General features: G+C 55.5%; 17 protein-coding genes. 6 read left to right on the forward strand and 11 right to left on the reverse strand.

What is annotated here, in order from left to right; translation table 11 throughout:
- Window positions 1–45: 45 nt before the first annotated feature.
- The 6 genes from F1C16_RS17145 to F1C16_RS17170 form a co-directional block, all read right to left on the reverse strand.
- A complete protein-coding gene (locus tag F1C16_RS17145; RefSeq protein ID WP_185281825.1) occupies window positions 46–750 on the reverse strand; it encodes a carboxypeptidase-like regulatory domain-containing protein in 705 nt (234 codons plus the stop codon).
- A 91-nt stretch (window positions 751–841) separates the two neighbouring features.
- Window positions 842–1282 carry a hypothetical protein gene (locus F1C16_RS17150; protein ID WP_185281826.1) on the reverse strand — a complete coding sequence of 147 codons (441 nt, stop codon included), beginning with the start codon at window positions 1280–1282 and terminating at the stop codon, window positions 842–844.
- A 136-nt stretch (window positions 1283–1418) separates the two neighbouring features.
- Window positions 1419–1799, reverse strand: a complete 381-nt coding sequence (locus F1C16_RS17155; RefSeq protein WP_185281827.1) for a hypothetical protein — start codon at window positions 1797–1799, stop codon at window positions 1419–1421.
- Between the two features lie 417 nt (window positions 1800–2216).
- Window positions 2217–2864 (reverse strand): Crp/Fnr family transcriptional regulator, encoded by a 648-nt coding sequence (locus tag F1C16_RS17160; protein ID WP_185281828.1) that lies wholly within the window; start codon window positions 2862–2864, stop codon window positions 2217–2219.
- A 196-nt stretch (window positions 2865–3060) separates the two neighbouring features.
- On the reverse strand, window positions 3061–4725 hold the full coding sequence (locus F1C16_RS17165) for a M1 family metallopeptidase (RefSeq protein ID WP_185281829.1): 1665 nt from the start codon (window positions 4723–4725) through the stop codon (window positions 3061–3063).
- A 113-nt stretch (window positions 4726–4838) separates the two neighbouring features.
- Window positions 4839–6554 (reverse strand): carbamoyltransferase C-terminal domain-containing protein, encoded by a 1716-nt coding sequence (locus tag F1C16_RS17170; RefSeq protein ID WP_185281830.1) that lies wholly within the window; start codon window positions 6552–6554, stop codon window positions 4839–4841.
- 289 nt (window positions 6555–6843) lie between these two features.
- On the opposite strand from F1C16_RS17170, the gene F1C16_RS17175 reads away from it, so the two are divergent.
- Window positions 6844–7200: a group III truncated hemoglobin gene (locus tag F1C16_RS17175; protein WP_185281831.1), complete on the forward strand. Its 357-nt coding sequence runs from the start codon at window positions 6844–6846 to the stop codon at window positions 7198–7200.
- Between the two features lie 80 nt (window positions 7201–7280).
- Here F1C16_RS17175 and odhB read toward each other — a convergent pair whose 3' ends face one another.
- The 3 genes from odhB to F1C16_RS17190 form a co-directional block, all read right to left on the reverse strand.
- The gene (odhB, locus tag F1C16_RS17180) at window positions 7281–8942 is read right to left on the reverse strand and encodes a 2-oxoglutarate dehydrogenase complex dihydrolipoyllysine-residue succinyltransferase (RefSeq protein ID WP_185281832.1); all 1662 of its coding nucleotides are present in this window, start codon (window positions 8940–8942) and stop codon (window positions 7281–7283) included.
- 89 nt (window positions 8943–9031) lie between these two features.
- Entirely contained in the window at window positions 9032–11965 is a 2934-nt protein-coding gene (locus tag F1C16_RS17185) for a 2-oxoglutarate dehydrogenase E1 component (protein ID WP_185281833.1), read from the reverse strand.
- 227 nt (window positions 11966–12192) lie between these two features.
- Entirely contained in the window at window positions 12193–13401 is a 1209-nt protein-coding gene (locus tag F1C16_RS17190) for an SMP-30/gluconolactonase/LRE family protein (protein ID WP_185281834.1), read from the reverse strand.
- Window positions 13402–13897: 496 nt separating this feature from the next.
- On the opposite strand from F1C16_RS17190, the gene F1C16_RS17195 reads away from it, so the two are divergent.
- Entirely contained in the window at window positions 13898–14428 is a 531-nt protein-coding gene (locus F1C16_RS17195; protein ID WP_185281835.1) for a hypothetical protein, read from the forward strand.
- Here the strand turns inward: F1C16_RS17195 and F1C16_RS17200 are convergent.
- On the reverse strand, window positions 14421–15458 hold the full coding sequence (locus tag F1C16_RS17200) for a hypothetical protein (RefSeq protein ID WP_258048946.1): 1038 nt from the start codon (window positions 15456–15458) through the stop codon (window positions 14421–14423). The two genes, F1C16_RS17195 and F1C16_RS17200, sit on opposite strands and share 8 nt — an antisense overlap.
- A gap of 50 nt (window positions 15459–15508) precedes the next feature.
- Window positions 15509–16210, reverse strand: coding sequence for a ComF family protein (locus F1C16_RS17205; RefSeq protein ID WP_219733347.1), 702 nt, complete (start codon window positions 16208–16210; stop codon window positions 15509–15511).
- Window positions 16211–16367: 157 nt separating this feature from the next.
- Between F1C16_RS17205 and F1C16_RS17210 the strand changes: the two genes are divergently transcribed.
- The 4 genes from F1C16_RS17210 (at window position 16368) to F1C16_RS17225 (ending at window position 18652) form a co-directional block, all read left to right on the forward strand.
- Entirely contained in the window at window positions 16368–16679 is a 312-nt protein-coding gene (locus tag F1C16_RS17210) for a hypothetical protein (RefSeq protein ID WP_185281836.1), read from the forward strand.
- Between the two features lie 347 nt (window positions 16680–17026).
- Entirely contained in the window at window positions 17027–17389 is a 363-nt protein-coding gene (locus F1C16_RS17215; RefSeq protein ID WP_185281837.1) for a carboxymuconolactone decarboxylase family protein, read from the forward strand.
- A complete protein-coding gene (locus F1C16_RS17220) occupies window positions 17389–17742 on the forward strand; it encodes a hypothetical protein (protein WP_185284378.1) in 354 nt (117 codons plus the stop codon). Before F1C16_RS17215 ends, F1C16_RS17220 begins: the two co-directional genes overlap by 1 nt.
- Before the next feature lie 145 nt (window positions 17743–17887).
- Window positions 17888–18652, forward strand: coding sequence for an exodeoxyribonuclease III (locus F1C16_RS17225; RefSeq protein ID WP_185281838.1), 765 nt, complete (start codon window positions 17888–17890; stop codon window positions 18650–18652).
- Window positions 18653–18662 lie beyond the last annotated feature (10 nt).

An 18662-nucleotide genomic window follows, 5' to 3' on the forward strand; every position in this document is an offset into this window, starting at 1 on the left:
GCGGACAAGATACTACAAGCTACCACTGAGCGACGTAGGTAACGCCTAGAAATTCCACCAATGACGCTTGATTTTCTCGCTAGGTAGCAGCGTTACATCGGTACCAGCGTCGGATACTTTTATTTCTTCGTCCTGATAACCACCATAGCCATACTTCAGCGAGTTGGTGCCGGCCGGCACGCGCAGCACGTATTCGCCAGCCGCATTTGTAACGGCAATCTGACGGCTGCCGGGCTGCATCACGGTAGCACCGGGTAGGGGCTTGCCGTTTTCATCCAGAATGCGCCCCTGCACCATAATCATACGCTTAGCCGATACGGCAGCCGCTACCGAAGCGGTATTGCTGGCCAGTGCTTCGGCGGTGGCTTCGGCAGTAGCCGTTTCCTGTACTGCCGAGAAATTGGAGTTGTTGCCCCGTGCGCCGGGCAGGCTAGTGCCGGCAAATACCATAGAGCCCACTAGCACGGCGGAAGCTACCATAGAGGTAGCGCGGCGGCGAAAACGTACGGGCTCGGCCCGGATATATTGAATCTGTTTTTGCACCCAGGTAGGGGCTACTTCCACCTCGTCGGTAGCTTGTAGTTCCTCCCAGCGCGTAAGAGTATCGTGCGCTACGTCGGCATCACGACGCAAATAATTTTCTACGGCTTGGGCAGAAGATCGGCTCAGGTCGCCATTGAGATAAGCATCCCGATATACCGGCAGCAGCTCACCGGTTTGGGGGTCGAAGGGAGATGCGGTAAGTTTCATACCATAAATGGATTAAGGTGAGAAATAAGGGAAATTGAAATCGTTGAGAGAAGGGGATAGGAATAGAATAGAGGTGTGGGAGGGGCGGCTTTTACTCGCAGGTACGCATGACCTCGCGGGCAATACCTAGGTTGGTGTCGCGGCTTTCGACGGCCACGTAGAGAAATTGTTGCTTGTTGGTCAGGATCCGCAGCAAGTGCAGTTGGGTAGGTAGGGTAATCACGATTTCCTCTAGCTGCTCGTCAGCATCAGGTTGCAGCGCGGCCAGCACGTTGTACTGTCCTCTTACCAGTGCGGCATTAAATCCGGCAATTTTAGCTGGATTGAAGTCCCGGGAAGTCGTGTAGGTTGCCACGGCCTGCCCCGAGTCTATCTGCACCACGGCTGCTGCTACCAGCTCCGGCAAGCCTTCCAAGACCTGCTGCAATACCTGGGCGGCCTCCTGGTGCTCAGCACCATTGCCAGCCGGCACCACCTTGTTAATGGTTGCACCGGAAAGAGACTGAAGACGATTGAGAAAGGGAATTTGCATGATGGCCTGCGAAAACCCACCGTGCTACCATAAAATTACGGCGTAGACACAGGGCACTGCTGGCTTGTCGCAGCTGAGGAGTTGGTCTGAACACAGAGGAATCTGCGCACTGCCCATGCCGCCAGCAGGAGAATAATTAATTGAGTTGCGCGGCGTGCTGACGCAGTACTTCGCGGGCAATAGCCAGGTTGGTATCGCGGGCGTTTACCACTAGATAGATAAACTTGTTACCGGCTTCGGTGAGCTTCAGCAGGTGCAGCTGGTTGGTGAGCGAAATCAGGATATCCTCAATTTTCTCACCGTTTAGCTTCAGCGCGGCCATAGCTTTCTGCTTTTGCTTTACTACCTCCGTGTTGTAGGCAGCGGCCGTATCGGGGTTGATGTTTTGCACGTTAGAATGCGATGCTAGGCTCATGCCCGAGTTCACATCCACTACAGCCACGGCTAATAGTGCGGGCAAATCGTCGATAACGCCTTGTATTACTTTTCCTGCGGGATTATTGACTGAGTAAGCCATTGAAACGAACGGATAAGGAGGAAGGGAAACAATCCACTCCGGTCAACCTCCATCCTGTTTCTAGTATCCTGATCAGGCCCACGCGTTGGCCTGCTTACTGGCAATCAGAATCAGAAGGAAAGTAGCCGAAGAACTGTCTGTGTGGTGGATTAGACCAAAAAAACCAGACCGACTTGTTCTACAAAACTCCCCCGATTCTTCCGGCTAAAAAATGATTGTTATCAACTCAGGAAATGATTGTTATCAGCTTTTTCCCGCCCGTTCAATTATGGGACACCAATATGGGAAAAAGTCCTATAAGTCTTGCTACCCTACCTTCTATCTGCACAAAAAAACCCAGCAATCGGGGTTGCTGGGTCACTTACGTACAGACTGGAAAAAGGGTTTTATAAAATTTGAAAAAAGTTAGCTTTATCACTATTCATAGAGCGCCGAAAGCTGCGTAATCTTCTCTAGGTTCAAAATGGTGATGCGGCTGCCATAGGTCGACACCAAGCCCTCTTCTCGAAATTCTGATAAGAGCCGGCTGGCCGTTTCCTTAGCAGTGCTTGTAAGCGCTGCAAGGTCTTCGCGCGTAACGGGAATACTAAAGCGCATTTCCGTAGCAGGCCGAAACAGTTCGTGCAGCATCAGCAACGCTTCGGCCAGCCGGCCACGTACGGGCTTGAAAGCAGCGTGCATCATTCGTTCTTCCATTCTACCTAAATCCTTGGCCAGCAACTTAGTAAGGGCAGTCGAAAACTGTGCATTCTGTCCAATCACACTAAAAAAATCGGGGCGAGGAACCATGCACACTACACAGTCACTGAGAGCTATGGCTGAGGTAGTAGCGGTGTTGCCTACCATGAGCGAGCGGTAGCCCAAAGCATCGCCTTCCTGCGCCAAGCGCATAATTTGCTCTTTGCCGTCGCTGCTGATGCGGGACACTTTCACCTTGCCCTGGTGAATGCAGTACAATCCGGGCAGGCGATTATTCGTCTGAAAAATGCTCTGTCCCTTCTTATAGCTCTGCGATATTTTGCTGGTAGAAATTAATTCTAATTCCTCCTTTTGGCACGTACTCATGAGGGATTGGGTCAAATACGGGCAATTCTGGCAACTGGTAGGAGCTGTTTTATACGGTACTGCCATAGGAAAATCACTTTGCTCAAAACCTCATACGTAGCCTACATAGGCTATTTAATAAGAAGCTAAATAGCTAAAATGATACCATCCGCGTAACAAACTCATTATCAGATCAAAATACCAAACCCCATTTCCCTTATTCAACCAGCACCCCTATGTAGTAATTAAAGGTATCGACCTCCACATTGTCGCGGGTGGCGCCGGGTAGGGCCACGGGTTGCAGACGGGTAGTGGGCGTGATGAACTGGTACTCGCTACCCTTGGTCCGAACGCGCACAGGCATGGCAAAGCCGGGCGCTTCGGCAATCCAACGGGCTAGCAACTTATTCTGTACCACTCGCATTTCCAGCACGGGTAGGGAGGCGTGGCGCAGGTATTGGTCGAAAATAGGCGTAAGGTCGCGGCCGGTTTGTTGGTTGAAATAGTTGATGATCTGCACCGTGGTGACGGTCTGATGGTAGAATGTCTGCCCTAAGCCCCGCAGCAACTGCCGCCATTTGGCGTCGTCGTTGATAATGGTGCGCAGCATGTTTAGCATGTTTGCACCCTTATCATACATGTCGCTGGAGCCCTCGGTATTCACGCCGTAGGGACCAATGATGGGCTTGTCGTTCTGAATGTTGCGGCGCTGGCCGTGCAGGTACTCCTGCCCCGCCTGCTTACCAAACATCGTTTCTACAAACAACGACTCGGAATATGTGGTGAATGACTCGTGCACCCACATGTCGGCAATATCCTTGGTGGTGATGTTGTTGCCGAACCACTCGTGCCCACTTTCGTGGATGATGATGAAGTCCCACTTGTCGCCCCAACCCGTACCCGAGCGGTCGTTACCGAGGTAGCCGTTCAGGTACTTATTGCCGTAAGCCACCGCGCTTTGGTGCTCCATGCCCAGGTGCGGCGCGTCGATGAGCTTGTAGCCATCCTCATAGAAGGGGTAGGGACCAAACCAGCTTTCCATCGATTTTAGCATGGGCTTCACATTGGCCGCAAACTGCTTTTTGGCTTTTGCCAGGTTTTCGGGTAGCACCCAATAGTCGAGCGTCAGCTTGCCTTTCTCGCCCTGGTAGGTATCGCCGAAGTGCTGAAAATCGCCCACGTTCAGGGCCACATCGTAGTTGTTGATGGGGTTGCGCACGGCCCAGTCGAAGCGAGCAGCACCGTCTTTCAGGGTAGTAACCTTGCGCAAGCGGCCGTTAGATACGTCTTTCAGGCCTTTGGGCACCGTCACGCTGATCAGCATACTGTCTACCTCATCGGCCTGCTGATCTTTATTGGGCCACCAAATACTGGCGCCTACCCCCTGACAAGCCGAAGCTACCCAGGGCTTGCCGGCTGCATCCTGCGCATATACCAAGCCGCCGTCCCAGGGTGCGTGCTCGGCCACGGTAGGCTGGCCGGAGTAATGCACCGTAAATTCCTCGCGGCTACCCTGTTTGATGGACTGTGGGAACGTGACAAACACCGCATTAGCCTCGCGGGTGAACGGCACCGATTTGCCTTTATACTCAACCTTTTCTACCGTTAAATTGGCAAATAGGTCGAACTGCAAACGCGTGAAATTCCGCGTGGCCGTGAAGCGGAACAGGTTACTACCGCTTAGAAACCGCTTGGCCGGGTCCAGGCGCACGTCGAGGTGGTAGTAGTTCAGGTCGTAGCAAGTACGCAGGGGGCTGTCGATGTTGCCACGGAGCGAGTCGGCGCGGGTGAAAGTGGCGGGTTTGGGTTGCAGCAATTGGGCCGAAGCAGCGCTGGACAAACTCAGTCCAGCAGCCAGTAGAATACTATGAGAAAGACGCATAGGGGCAAGGTAGGCAAGATTGGGCTGATGGTTGTCATTCCGAGCGCAGCGAGGAATTTGAGAAAACACGGACACAGCTCCGCCAGATTACTTCCCACCCGCAGAATGACACCCTACTGCTTCCGCAACAGAAACGGCCCCAGCACCAGCGCATCCAGCCCCGACTGAAAGTAGCAATCCAGCGCATCAGCCGGCGACTCTACCAGGGGCATACCGTTGACGTTGAACGACGTATTGAGCAACACCGGTACACCGCGCCGTTGCTCAAACGCCAACAGTAGTTGATGAAACAATGCATTATCAGCGGCGCGCACGGTTTGCAGGCGACCCGTGCCGTCGTCGTGCGTTACGGCGGGTAGGCGCAGGCGCGCTTCGGGGCGCAGTGGAAACACGCGTTCCATGAAGTATGACGTTTCACCGGCGGGCAACTCGAAGAACTCATCCTGGCGCTCCTCGGGCACGGCCGGCGCAAAAGGCCGGAAGGCCTCGCGGTGCTTCACGCTGGCATTCACGCGCGCCTGCATATCGGGGAGGGTAGGATCGGCCAGGATGCTGCGGTGGCCCAAGGCCCGCTGCCCCAGCTCCGATGCTCCCTGAAACCAGCCGACCACTTGGCCGGCAGCCAACAGATCGGCAGTGGCAGCAACTACGTCCGTGGGGCGCTGGTGGGGTAGGCGGCAGCGGTGTAGCTCAGCGGCTATTTCCTCCTCCATATATGCGCGGCCAAAGAAATTGTGCCGGGCAGCCTTTCCTGTGCCGGGCGGGTTTCCTGTCAGCTGCTGAAAACCATATAAGGCGCTACCCAAGCTGATGCCAGTGTCATCGGGCGTGCCACCAATGAAGATTTCCTGGTAAGGTGTGTGGCTACGCAGCTTGCCGTTGAGCACCGAATTCATCAACACGCCGCCGCCTAGCACCAAACGCCGCTGACCAGTTTGGGCGTGCAGATTAGTTAATAGCTCAAACACTACCTCCTCCGTAATGCGCTGCACGGCCGCCACAATGTCGTATTCGCGCTGCGTAAGTGGTGCGCCGGTGGGTAGGGCTGGGCCTAGCAGGGCCTCTAGCTTAGGTGAGTAGTAGCGGGGCGTGAAAAACAGGAAAAACTCAAAGTAGCGCAGGTCAATTTCGTAATGCAGCCCTTCTACGGTGATGAGCGGGCGAAGCAGTTGATAATAGGTGCGCCAGTTGCCACGGGCCGCCAGTGCCATCACCTTCCACTCGTCGCTGTTGGGCCGAAACCCGAGGAAATCGGTGAAAGCGGCGTAGAACAGGCCCAGCGAATGCGGCGTGCGGTTGGCAGCTAGCTCGCGCACCGTGCCACCCTGGACAGTGCCCAGCAGCCCGGTGGTAGTTTCGCCAAAGCCATCGGCTACCAAAAAATCAGCTTCACCTCCAAATCCTGACTGCCGCAGCGCATTGGCCAAGTGCGCCTGGTGGTGGTCTACGTAGTGCAAGCGCGTGGTATTACCCAGTTCGCCGAGCAGCGTTTGCTGCACGCCGCGCACATCGGTGCGTAGGGCGGCTAGCTCGTTTAGAGTGAGTTGGGCCAGTTGGCTCCGGTCGCGCAAGGCTTCGGTGGTGGTGAGGGTAGGCTGCGCAAGGTAGGGCGCAGGGTTCCAGCCTACGAAAACGTCAGTAACGTCCGTAATCTTCCTACCTGCGGCAGCACAGCAATAGGTAATAGCCCGACGCGGAAACGACTTATCCTGCTTCACGCGGGAAAGCCGCTCCTCGGCAATGGCAACCTGCACGAGCCCATCGGGACTTAGCAAACACGCAGAGGCATGAAAACCGCTACAGTTAATCCCCAGAATAACATGCTCCACAGGCAATAAGAAAAGTAACAAAACGAAACCAGGCTCTAAAATAGAGCTTCTCGAAACTATGCTGACTGTTCGAAGCGACAACAGCTTTTTGTTTTCCTACAATCAACTGCTGAACAATGGCTTATCTATTCACTCTAATCTTATACATCGAAACTCGTCAATAAAACTTTACTGATAATATATATAACTTTTAAGTTAATTCATTTGTACCTTCGTTGCCGCAACTCCTACTCGATAATAACGTATCTCGGAAATACATCTACCCACAATTAATCTTTTCCTGACCGCTATGGCTACTACCACTTTGCCCGACATCCGTACGGAAGGGGACATCAAGACGTTGGTCGACTCTTTTTGTCAGCACCTTTACAACGACGAAGTATTAGCCCCGGCGTTCAATGCCATGGCTCGTATTCACTGGCCCTACCACCTCACCTCCATGTATCAGTACTGGAGTAGCACGTTGCTGAGTGGCAGAACGGATGTCAACGGCGAAGCCATTCCCCACAACCTGGTTCTACCAGTTACCAGCCCCAACTTTCAGCGTTGGGTAAACTTATTTTACGGTACGGTAGCAGAACATTTTTCCGGCTCAAAAGCTGAAGAAGCCAAACTGAAAATGATGAGCATGGCATCGGGTGCCTAATCTGCTGATCATTATTTAGTAAAAACGAAGCGGCCGCTCACCATCTGGTGAGCGGCCGCTTCGTTTTTGTGTTTCCTACCTTATACACCCAGCAGCAGACGCGTAGGGTCTTCGAGCAACTCCTTCACGCGCACCAGGAACGATACCGACTCGCGGCCGTCGATGATGCGGTGGTCGTAGCTCAGGGCTAGGTACATCATAGGGCGAACCACTACCTGCCCGTTCTCGGCCACGGGGCGCTGGATAATGTTGTGCATCCCCAGAATAGCCGATTGCGGCGCGTTGATGATGGGCGTGCTCATCATAGAGCCAAATACGCCGCCATTGGTGATGGTGAACGTGCCGCCGGTCATCTGCTCAATGGTCAGCTTGTTGTCGCGGGCCAAGCCAGCAAGGCGCACGATTTCCTTCTCAATACCATCAAACGATAACTCCTCGGCATTGCGAATGACAGGGACTACCAAGCCTTTGGGAGCCGATACTGCAATGCTGATGTCGCAGAAATCGTTGTACACGATGTCGCCACCGTCGATTTGGGCATTCACGGCGGGCCACTCTTTCAGGGCTACGCACACCGCTTTGGTGAAGAACGACATGAAGCCGAGGCCCACCGAGTGCTTCTCCTTGAACTTGTCTTTAAACTTGTTGCGCAGGTCCATAATCGGCTGCATGTTCACCTCGTTGAAGGTGGTGAGCATGGCCGTTTCGTTTTTCACCGACACCAGGCGACGGGCCACCGTCTTGCGCAGGTTGCTCATCCGCTCGCGGCGTGAGTTGCGGTTGCCGGTAGCAGTTTCAGAGGCGGCAGGGGCCGGAGCGGCTGGCGCTGGGGCAGCCTGCGGTGCGGGAGCAGCGGGCTTTGCTTGAGCGTTTTGGGCGTCTTCCTTGGTGATCCGGCCGTCGCGGCCGCTACCCTGCACGTCGGCAGCGTTGATACCTTTTTCGCCGAGAATTTTGCCGGCAGCCGGAGAAGGCGTGCCCGTAGCGTAGGAGGTAGTGCCAGCGTTGGCAGCAGGTTGCGATGGGGTAGGTGCAGCTTGCGCACTGGCCGGCGCAGCAGCCGGGGCCGCTGAAGCGCCACTGTTACCACCTTCGATGCGAGCTACTACGGTACCAATGGCAATAGTTTCGCCTTCACCTACGGCGTGGCGTAGGGTGCCGGCTGCCTCGGCGGGCAACTCAAACGTGGCCTTGTCCGATTCCAGCTCGGCAATTACCTCGTCGCGGTCCACTTGGGCGCCGTCGGGCTTCAGCCACTTCGATACGGTTACTTCCGTGATGGATTCGCCTACTGTCGGAATCTTCATTTCGATAGCGCCACCGCTGCTGGGAACTTCGGCAGGAGCCGCGTCCGATGTATCACTGCCTTCGGGCGTACCGCCGTAGCCGGCTTGGTCGCTGGCCGCGGGGTTTTCCTCGCCTTTAGAGATGGGGTCGTTGCTAGGTGCAGCAGCAGGAGTCGCAGCGGGTTTCGTAGCGTCTGGGGTAGCGTCTGCCGCCGGGGCATTGGCACCACCGATTTCGGCAATCGTTGTTCCGATGCCAATCGTTTCGCCTTCAGCTACTTGGATACTCAGCGTGCCATCAGCTTCGGCGGGCAACTCAAACGTTGCCTTATCCGATTCCAGCTCGGCAATGATTTCGTCGCGTTTCACGGCTTCGCCGTCTTTTTTCAACCATTTGGCAATGGTTACTTCCGTAATGGATTCGCCAACGGCGGGTATTTTAATTTCCAGACCCATAGGTGGGAGAGTTAAGGGTTGTGGGGCGATGGGATAAGCATTTCTACCCGGCTGCTGACTGAGAGCCAGCAGCCGGGTAGGCAACTGAATTAATCGAGCTTCTTGGCTTCTTCTACGGTTTCCTTGATGTTCTCGTCGGCTACCTCTTCGCGGGGCTTGTCGAAGGCACGCGCTACCAAGTCTTTCTGCTCTTTCACGTGCACTTTGTTGTAGCCGGTAGCAGGCGAGGCTGAGGCTTTGCGGGCTACCACGTCTTCCAACTCGCGGCGCATGAAGCGCAGCAGGTAGTTCCAGTAGCCCATGTTTTCGGGCTCTTCCTGTACCCAGTAGATCTTGGCTTTGGGATACTTTGCCAGCTCGGCATCCAGCTGCTTTTTGGGGAAGGGGTGCAGCTGCTCCATCCGCACAATTGCCACGTCGGTGCGGCCCGACTGCTGCTGCTCGTCCAGCAGATCGTAGTAGACCTTGCCCGAACACAGCAACACGCGCTTCACCTTCTTGGCATCGGCATAGTCATCACCCAGCACTTCCTCGAAGCGGCCCGACGTGAAGTCCTCCACCGGCGACACGCACAGTGGGTGGCGCAGCATCGACTTCGGCGACATCACCACCAGCGGCTTGCGGAACTCCCAAGTCAACTGACGGCGCAGGGCGTGGAAGAAGTTGGCAGGTGTGGTAATGTTGGCTACCACAATATTATTCTCGGCGGCCAGTTGCAGGAAGCGCTCGGGGCGGGCGTTGGAGTGCTCGGGGCCCTGACCTTCGTAGCCGTGGGGTAGGAGCATCACCACGCCGTTCATGCGCTGCCACTTACTTTCCGACGACACCACAAACTGGTCAATCATCGTCTGGGCACCGTTGGCGAAGTCACCGAATTGGGCTTCCCACACCACCAGCGCGGTGGGGTTGGCCATGGCGTAGCCGAACTCGAAGCCCAACACCGCATACTCGCTCAACAGCGAGTTGTAGATGCGCAGGTTTTCGTGGTCGCCTTTCAGGTGGTTGAGCGAGTTGTAGGGCGCCGAGGTTTCGGCGTCGTGCAGCACGGCGTGGCGGTGCGAGAACGTGCCGCGCTGGCAGTCCTGGCCGCTCACACGCACAATGTGATTTTCGGCCAGCAACGAGCCGTAGGCTAGCAGTTCGCCGGCGGCCCAGTTCAGTTGCCGCGTCTCGAAGAACATCTTGCGACGCTCCTTCAGCAGATTATCAATCTGCTTGAGGGGCTTGAATCCTTCGGGTAAGGTAGTCAAGGCCTCGCCTACCTTCTGCACCGTTTCCTCGCTCACACCCGTTTCCGGCGACTGCTCGAAGTCCTGGTTGGTGCTGCGGCGCAGGTTGCGCCACTCATTTTCCAGAGGCTGATACTTGTAGGGTAGGGGCTGCTGTTTCACCTGATCGAGGCGGGCTTGCAGCAGGTCGCGGAACTCGCGGTCCATCTGCTTGGCCAACTCCGCGTCTACGTCGCCGCGCTCTACCAGGCGAGCGTTGTAAATCTCGCGCGGGTTCTTGTGCTTCGAGATGATATTGTAGAGGGTAGGCTGCGTGAACTTCGGCTCGTCCGACTCGTTGTGGCCGTGGCGGCGGTAGCACACCATATCCACAAAAATATCGGCGTGGAACTGCTGGCGGTATTCTGTAGCCAGGCGCACAGCGAATACGACTGCCTCGGGGTCGTCGCCGTTCACGTGAATCACGGGCGCGTCGATAATCTTCGCCAGATCTGTGCTGTAGATAGACGAGCGGGCGTCCTCGAAATCTGTGGTAAAGCCTACCTGGTTGTTGATGACGAAGTGAATGGTACCGCCCGTCTTGTAGCCTTCCAGCTGCGACATCTGCGTTACCTCGTAGCCAATGCCTTGGCCAGCCAGGGCAGCATCGCCGTGGATGAGAATGGGTAGGATCTTGTGATAATCGTCTTGGTACTCGTGCTCAATCTTGGCGCGCACCAGACCTTCTACCACGGGGTTCACCGCTTCCAGGTGCGAGGGGTTGGGCGCCAGCTTCAGGTTCACTTGGTGGCCCGATTCGGTGTCTACCTCCGACGAGTAGCCCATGTGGTACTTCACGTCGCCGTCGCCCATGGTTAGGTCGGGCTTGGCCGTACCTTCAAACTCCGAGAAGATCTGCTCGTACGTTTTGCCCATGATGTTGGCCAGCACGTTCAAGCGGCCGCGGTGGGCCATGCCAATCACCACTTCGCGCACGCCCAACTCAGCACCCTTTTCAATGATGGCATCAAGTGCTGGAATGGCTGTTTCGCCGCCTTCCAATGAGAAGCGCTTCTGCCCCAGGAACTTGGTATGCAGGAAGTTTTCGAACACTACGGCTTCGTTCAGCTTGCGCAGAATCCGCTTCTTGTAATCGTCCGAAGGGTTGAAGTTCAGCGCGTCGTGCTCCGCTTTCGTGCGGAACCAGTCCAGCACCTGCGGGTCGCGGATATACATGTACTCGAAGCCCACCGTGCCGGTGTAGATGGACTGCAAGCCAGCAATAATTTCGCGCAGGGTAGGCGCCTCACCCAATCCCAAAATAGAGCCGTTGCGGAACGGCGTGTCCAAATCGGCTTCACTCAGACCAAAGTTCGCCAGATCGAGGCGGGCTTTGCGGTCTTTGCGCTGGCGCACCGGGTTGGTTTTGGCCAACAGGTGGCCGCGGCTGCGGTAGGCGTAGATTAGGTTACGCACGGCCGTTTCCTTATCCGGCGCGGCCTCGTTGCTGTTGCGCAACGCGCCGGCATCATCGGTAGAAGCGCTGGTGTTCAGCACGCCATAGCCGGGACGCTGCTCCGGAATGGCTTCTAAGGTAGGCGCAGCGGGGGCGGGAGGCGTAGACGGGGCAGCCGTAGCCGTGCCGTTGGTTGCAACGGGCGTCTCGCCATCGGCGGGATATTGCTGCGAGAAGTCGAAACCCTCGAAGAATTTTCGCCAGCCGAAATCTACCGAATCGGGGTCCTGCTTGTACGCTTGGTACAGTTGGTCGATATACTCGCCGTGCGCGTTGGCGATATAGGAGTAAGCATCCATAGGTGGGGGTGAGGTAAGGGCGCTATGTGAGTTGAAAGCAAAAGTAAAGTACTTGAATAGAAGTCAAAAACTCATATTCGTGTTTTCAAATAAACTTTACAATCAAAACTTTACAGTAATACTGCAAATTGAACTCTGTATTCTTACGAGGTTATAGGCTATAAGTAATAAAAAAAAGCCTTTTCCTGGCGGAAAAGGCTTTCAAAAACATATGCATTTATCTGTCTTTACTTGGGCAGACTCATTTTAAAGATATGATACGGCTGATCCTGTTGGCCAACACCTTTGCTCCAGGTAGGTGTTTTGTGGATGGCCGAGTTCGTTACATATAAAGTAGTGCCATCGGCGGAGAATGCAAACGTATCCGGCCACTCCAGGCGGGGGTCCTGCACTACGGTTTCAATCTTGCCCGCCGGCGTGCGCCGCTTGATGGAATGATCTTCAAAAGCCGTCAAGTAAAGGTTGTTCTGCGCGTCGAGAATCATACCGTCGCAGGCAGGTACTTTGCCCAGGTCTTCAATCTGCGCGGCCAGTTGTGCGTCGCTTAGGCTGGTATTGCGCAGCGCTTCGGTTTTGATACGGTACAGGGCGTAGCTGGTCAGCGGCTTCCAGTAGAGGTACTGCCCGTCTTGGCTCAGGGCAATGCCGTCGGCGTTGAACTGGCCCTGTTTGCCGGTAGGGTCCACCAATAGCTTACCATCGGCCTTAATATTCAGGGTGGTGTCGCCTACCATCGAGGGGTGCTTCACCAGCAACCGGCGTGCTTTGCCCGAGCCCAGGTCTACTACCACCAAACTACCCTCACCCGACTCCGTGATGTAGGCGTAGTTCTGCTGCGTGTCCACGCGCACGTCGTTGAGGTAGGACTTGCGCGGGGCTACATTCTCGGGGAAAGCGATGTTCTGCACGACCGTATTCGTCTTGGGGTCGATTTTCACCAGCTTCGGGCCGCCGGGTACGGTGGCTTTCAGGCCGGGCGAGGCGGGGTCGAGCACCCACAGCATACCGGCGCGGTCGGCGTATACGCTCTGCGGACAAATCCAGTGCTTCTGGGGCTCGTTGCGCACCGTTTCGTTCCAGGTGCACCACGCTGCATTGGGGTAGGGTTTGAGGGAGTTGTTGGCCCCAACTTCGGCAATGGGGAACACCGGGTTGTTATCCCAGCGCGGAAAATCGCCAAACACGCGGCCGTCGGGCAGCACAGCTACGCCCACAATCTGCGGCTCGCGGAAGGCGGCCACAATTTGCAGCGGGGAGTTAGCATCGCCTTTAGGAGCTGCGGCCCGCCCTACCAGCGCCGTGGTATCGTTGGCGGCATTGTCTGCCATGGTAGTACCAGGGGTAGGAGAAGAGCAGCTAGCAGCCAGCAGTGCCAGCGCACCAGCTACGGCAAGTGAGCTTGCACGGCGGTGAGCAAAAGAAAAATAAGAAAGCATAGAGGGGAGAAATGGAGGTGAGGAAAAGGGCTATAGCGCAAGGAAAACTTCTTCTCATACGGCGCTCGACAAACGGCGTTAGGACCAATCCAAGTCAATTTTTTACTTCTATGCCAAACCCTATGGCGTATGCGCCGTACTATGGCACCTCAAAGAATGGAATAACAACGGCACCCTGACGCTAATTTTTTTAGCACGCTTTTTTTACCTTCGCTTTGCCTTGCAGCACAACCCGTCGCAACGGCTCCACAGGATTCAATTAATAAATAGTTGTACCTTTGCCAGCAAGCAGGTGATAAATGTCCTGCTTATTACTGTTAACAAGCAGCTAAATCGCCTCTTTTCCTGCTTTACTAGCTTAATCAGGCTTCTCCATCTCTTCTGAACACATTGGCTTTGCAAGCGTTTTTCGCTGCAGATTGCCTTTCTTGTTAGCCGGAATTTGCCGGCTGCCTACCCTCTTCAGGCTAAGCAAGAGTCCACTAAAGCTACCTTGATGTCCATTGCTTTATTTCTGCTCACGTTCCTCTTTCCGCCCCGCGTTATCATGCAACCGGCGGCCCTACCCTCTACGGTAGCCCAACTGAGCCCACGTCCGGTAGCACTGCTGCTACCCCGCCTGGTGCCCCTGGTACACCACACACCGCGCCGTCTGACTTCGTACCGGGTAACAGCAACGGTCTACTCTGCTAGGAAAAATCAGACGGATAGTGAACCGTTTGTTACGGCCGATAACTCACGCATCTCGCGTCATCACACCAGCAAACGGCGCTGGATGGCCCTTTCCCGGGACATGCTGAAGAACTGGGGTGGTAAATTTGATTTCGGTGACTCCGTACGCGTGAAAGGCATTTCGCCAGAGTTAGATGGCGTGTATGTCATCCACGACACCATGAACCGCCGCCTGCACCGCACGATTGACTTGCTGGTAGGCCGGCACGAAAAAATATACGGCAAGTGGGACGACGTGACCATCAAGAAGGTGGAAGACACGCCGCCCGTACTCCCCGAATGGCAGGCTAGTTAAGCCGGCTTTTATCCTCGGGACGCTGCGCCAGCAGCTCCGCTACCTTTTCTACCGGTTGCGGGTTTCCATCCTCATCATACAGATAGCTAAGTGGTTGCGCTGGATTTTGCATGATTTCCGCCAGCGGAATATGCCACGGCTTCCACATTTCCAGCAGCGCCTGGCCGTAGCCGCTGTTGTCCCAGGGGTTGAAAACTGGCCCCGTCACATCATCTATCAGGGTATCCATTACTACGTGGTCGTCGCCGGCTTGCACGGGTCGAGCGAAGTAGTCGGGCACTACATTGAACAGGTAGGCCGCATAGTACACGCGCGCCTTAAACTCGGCAATCTGGGCCGGGTGTAGCGGCCGCTGGGCCTGCTGATAGATACCGCGCATGGCTTGGCGAATAATCCCGTTATCGACCAAGCAGCTCGTAATCACCGCATTATCGAGTTTGATACTGAACACCATGGTGGTCAGGTCGTCGTCGTACTCGAAGGGTAGGGCAGGTTGCGTGGCATCGGCTTCCAGAATAAAGATGGACGCCGGCACAAAATCATCAAACTCCACGGGCACGCGCAGGGCCTGCAACGTTTGGAAATACGCCTGAAAGCGGCGGAACATTTGGGCGTTTTCGGCCAGCGGGTAGCGTGGCTTAATCAGCGGATTCAGCTCCGTGAGCAGTTCCGTGACCAGCACCCCGTAGAACATCTTACCCAACCACAGGAACAGCGTTTTCTCGTCTAGTGCCCGCAGGCCGTCCAATCCGGCTGCGGCGGCTTCGGCTACCTGCGCCTCCAGCGGCTCTACGTGCTGGGTGCGGCAGCGGGCGCAGCACGAGATGGTGAGGTTTTGATAGGTAGTGATGCTTTGATCGAGCAGCTGAATAGGCCGCTCGGCCAGGTGGTAGCGCTCCATCAGCCACGGTGCAAACACCGGCACGGCATCGGTAGGGGGTGTAGTAGGCGTGCCACACAAAAAGCATTGCTCAGGGCCAAAGCGCATGCCCTCGAAAGGGTCGTACAGGGTCAGATCAGAAATCGGCATACATTTATAACAAGCGAAACCGCAAAAGTACGGCGCCCGTTGGCATAGCCCTACCTATCGGCGCAGGCCAGGGTAGCAATGCTGACACTACTGGCGCCGGCTGTTAGCAGCACGGCAGCACAGGCTTCGAGGGTGGCACCAGTCGTCAGCACATCATCTACCAGCAAGATACGCTGGCCGGCTACTAGCTCGGGCGTGGCTACCTCAAACACAGTGGCTACGTTTTGCCACCGCTCCAGGCGTGTTTTGCGGGTCTGAGAGCTGGTATGCTCGGTGCGGCGCAACGCATGGGCGTGCCACGGGAGTTGCAAGCCGTTAGCAAAACCCTCGGCCACGCAATCAGACTGATTATAGCCGCGCTTCGCCAGCTTGCGCGGGTGCAACGGCACTGGCACAATTAAGTCGAAGGCTTCGTGCAGACCGTGCTGACGCAGCTCAGCACCGTACCACTCGCCCAGCACCACACCTACGTGCCGCTGTCCGCGGTATTTGAGCTGGTGCAACAGGTGCTGCACCCGGCCGCGCCGCAGAAACCGCAGATAGCTAAACGCGTGCGCTACGGGCACTTTGCCCCAAAAGCGCCGGGCCAAGGGGTTGTCGGTAGGGGGTAGGAGATGGTAGTCGGTGTAGGGCAGTTGAGCGCGGCAGCCGGTGCAGATATGGTTTTCGCCCCGCGCCAAGGGTTCATCGCAGGCCAGACACACACGCGGGAAAAGCAGGGAAACGAAGTCGGCAAGCGGGGCGAGTAGCACGGTGGGTATGGGAGTTTGAATTTTAAGCTCAGAGTTTATTGGATTTTTAGGCGTAACTGAATAAAAATCAGCTTATTGCTTTCTTTTCATGCAACTATTTATCGCATAATCAACTCTTCTTTCTGCGCTCCTTTTACTTCTACCTATCTGTATATCAATGATTCCATACAAATACATGGCCATTGCGGCGATAAGCTCGGTGTTGCTACTCGAAGGATGTAAGGAGGATGCTGACGTAGTACAGAGTCAGGTAGATGTACGCTTCGTGGTGCTGAACACTCAAGGTCAGCAAACCTCTGTTTTCAAGGCAGGTGAAAATGTGGTATTTATGCTTCAGATCACGAACCAGTCAGATCAGATGCTCCTACTAGACAACCCTATTTTTCTTGATCAGCGCTTCTGTGAAGTACGCAAGCGAGGTAGCAGCGCCGAGCGCAAGCCCTATAATAGCATCTTCTGTACTTATTAGGGAGGACATGTGCTGCCAGCTCACGGCAGTCAAACCATACAGATTCCGTGGGTAGCAGATAGCACAGTGCTGACCACTACCCACTTTTGTAGTGTGCTGTCTAAACAGTTTCTCCCCGTTGGCCGCTATTATTCCTCCTTCACTACCCCTATCGCACTTTATCAAAATAATGAGCAGATAGGTGAAATTCCTGAAAGGAGGTACACCGTCGAGTTTGAGGTTCGTTGAGCCGCGGATGTAACTAAGAGCGGCGTTTGTGGTTAATTTTGGATTTCATTCCTACAATCAACCACTCGTGTTCCTCTCCGCCCTTTGAGCGGTACGGAACCGAATTCTACTCGCACCCTATGTCCCTCGTCACCGAATTCAACGACTACCGCCAACAGATGAACGATAAGATCATGGCGGCTGATAACAAGGTAATCAAGCGTTTCTTCAACCTCGACACCAACACCTACCAGGAAGGCGCCGTGGATGTGAAGACCAAGGAGATGATTGGCCTGGCCTGCTCCATGGTGTTGCGCTGCGACGACTGCATCAAATATCACCTGGGTAAGTGCCACGAAGAAGGCCTAACCGACACTGAGATTTACGAAGTCTTTGCCATTGCCAACCTCATCGGCGGCAGCATTGTGATTCCGCACTTCCGCCGCGCCGTGGAGTACTGGGAAGTGCTGAAAGAAGAAGCCGCTAGCGCTGCCAACGTATGATGGAACACGAATCGGAAGCGGATTTTGAGTACCGCTGGCTGAAGCTACGCAACGAGATGAAGGCCCGCTTCGGCAAGAAGCCCGACCTGAACGCCATGCTCCTGCTCATTGGTGTGCAGGAGCTGGGCCAGGGTGCGGGACCCTTCACCAAAGAGCAGAAACAGGACCTGATGCACATTGCTACCTGCCGGGTCTTCAGCATCTCGGGCTACTACGAGCTGGAGCGCGTGGATGAAGAAGGCTGGCCGCACTACCGCCTGGTGCGCCCCGTGCCTTTTGCTAACCTTAAGGAGCAAGAGCGCATGCTGCAATGGCACATTGTGGAGTATTTTGATTCGCTGGAAGACGAGTAATTAAGGCTGTCATCCTGAACGCAGCGGAGCGTAGTGAAGAACCTTATCACGTAAGAACAACCATTACAATAACGGCTCGCGCCAGCGTGATAAGGTCCTTCACTACGCTCCGCTGCGTTCAGGATGACAAAAAATTATCCTCATTTTGAACATCATCACCTACAACGTCAACGGCTTGCGCTCAGCCCTGAGCAAAGGCCTACTCGATTGGGTAGCCCAAGTCCAGCCCGACGTGCTGTGTTTACAGGAAATTAAAGCGGGTAGGGATGCCCTGAATGTGGCGGGCTTTGCCGACCTGGGTTACCACGCCTACCTGCATCCAGCCGAAAAGCCGGGTTACAGTGGCGTGGCTACGTTCTCAAAAGTGAAGCCCAACAACGTCGCCGTAGGCTGCGGCACCGCCGATTACGACTCGGAGGGTAGGGTGCTACGGCTGGATTTCGACGACTTTTCGGTGCTGAATACCTACATGCCCTCGGGCACCAGCGGGCCGGAGCGGCAGGCATTTAAAGTAGAGTGGCTGCACTTTTTCCGGCGCTACGTGCGCGAGCTGCAAGTGGCCGGCGTGCCCCCGCTCATCATCGGCGGCGACTTCAACTGCTGTCAGACCGACATCGACCTGCACAACCCCAAAGCCAACCAGCAGAGCCCCGGCTTCACACCCGAGGAGCGCCAGTGGTTCCGGGATTTTCTGGCCGATGGCTTCACCGACTCTTTCCGCCACCATCACGGCGACGCCATCGCCCACTACTCCTGGTGGACCTACCGCGCCGGCGCCCGCGCCCGCAATGTAGGCTGGCGCCTCGACCACCTGCTGGTAGATAAACAGTTAGAGCCGCGTATTCTGGAAGCCGGCCTGCTGCCTGACGCGGTACACTCCGACCATTGCCCGGCCTTCGTGGTGCTGTAGAGGCGCCTTA

Source organism: Hymenobacter sp. NBH84 (assembly GCF_014217645.1).
In the GTDB taxonomy this organism is placed as follows: domain Bacteria; phylum Bacteroidota; class Bacteroidia; order Cytophagales; family Hymenobacteraceae; genus Hymenobacter; species Hymenobacter profundi.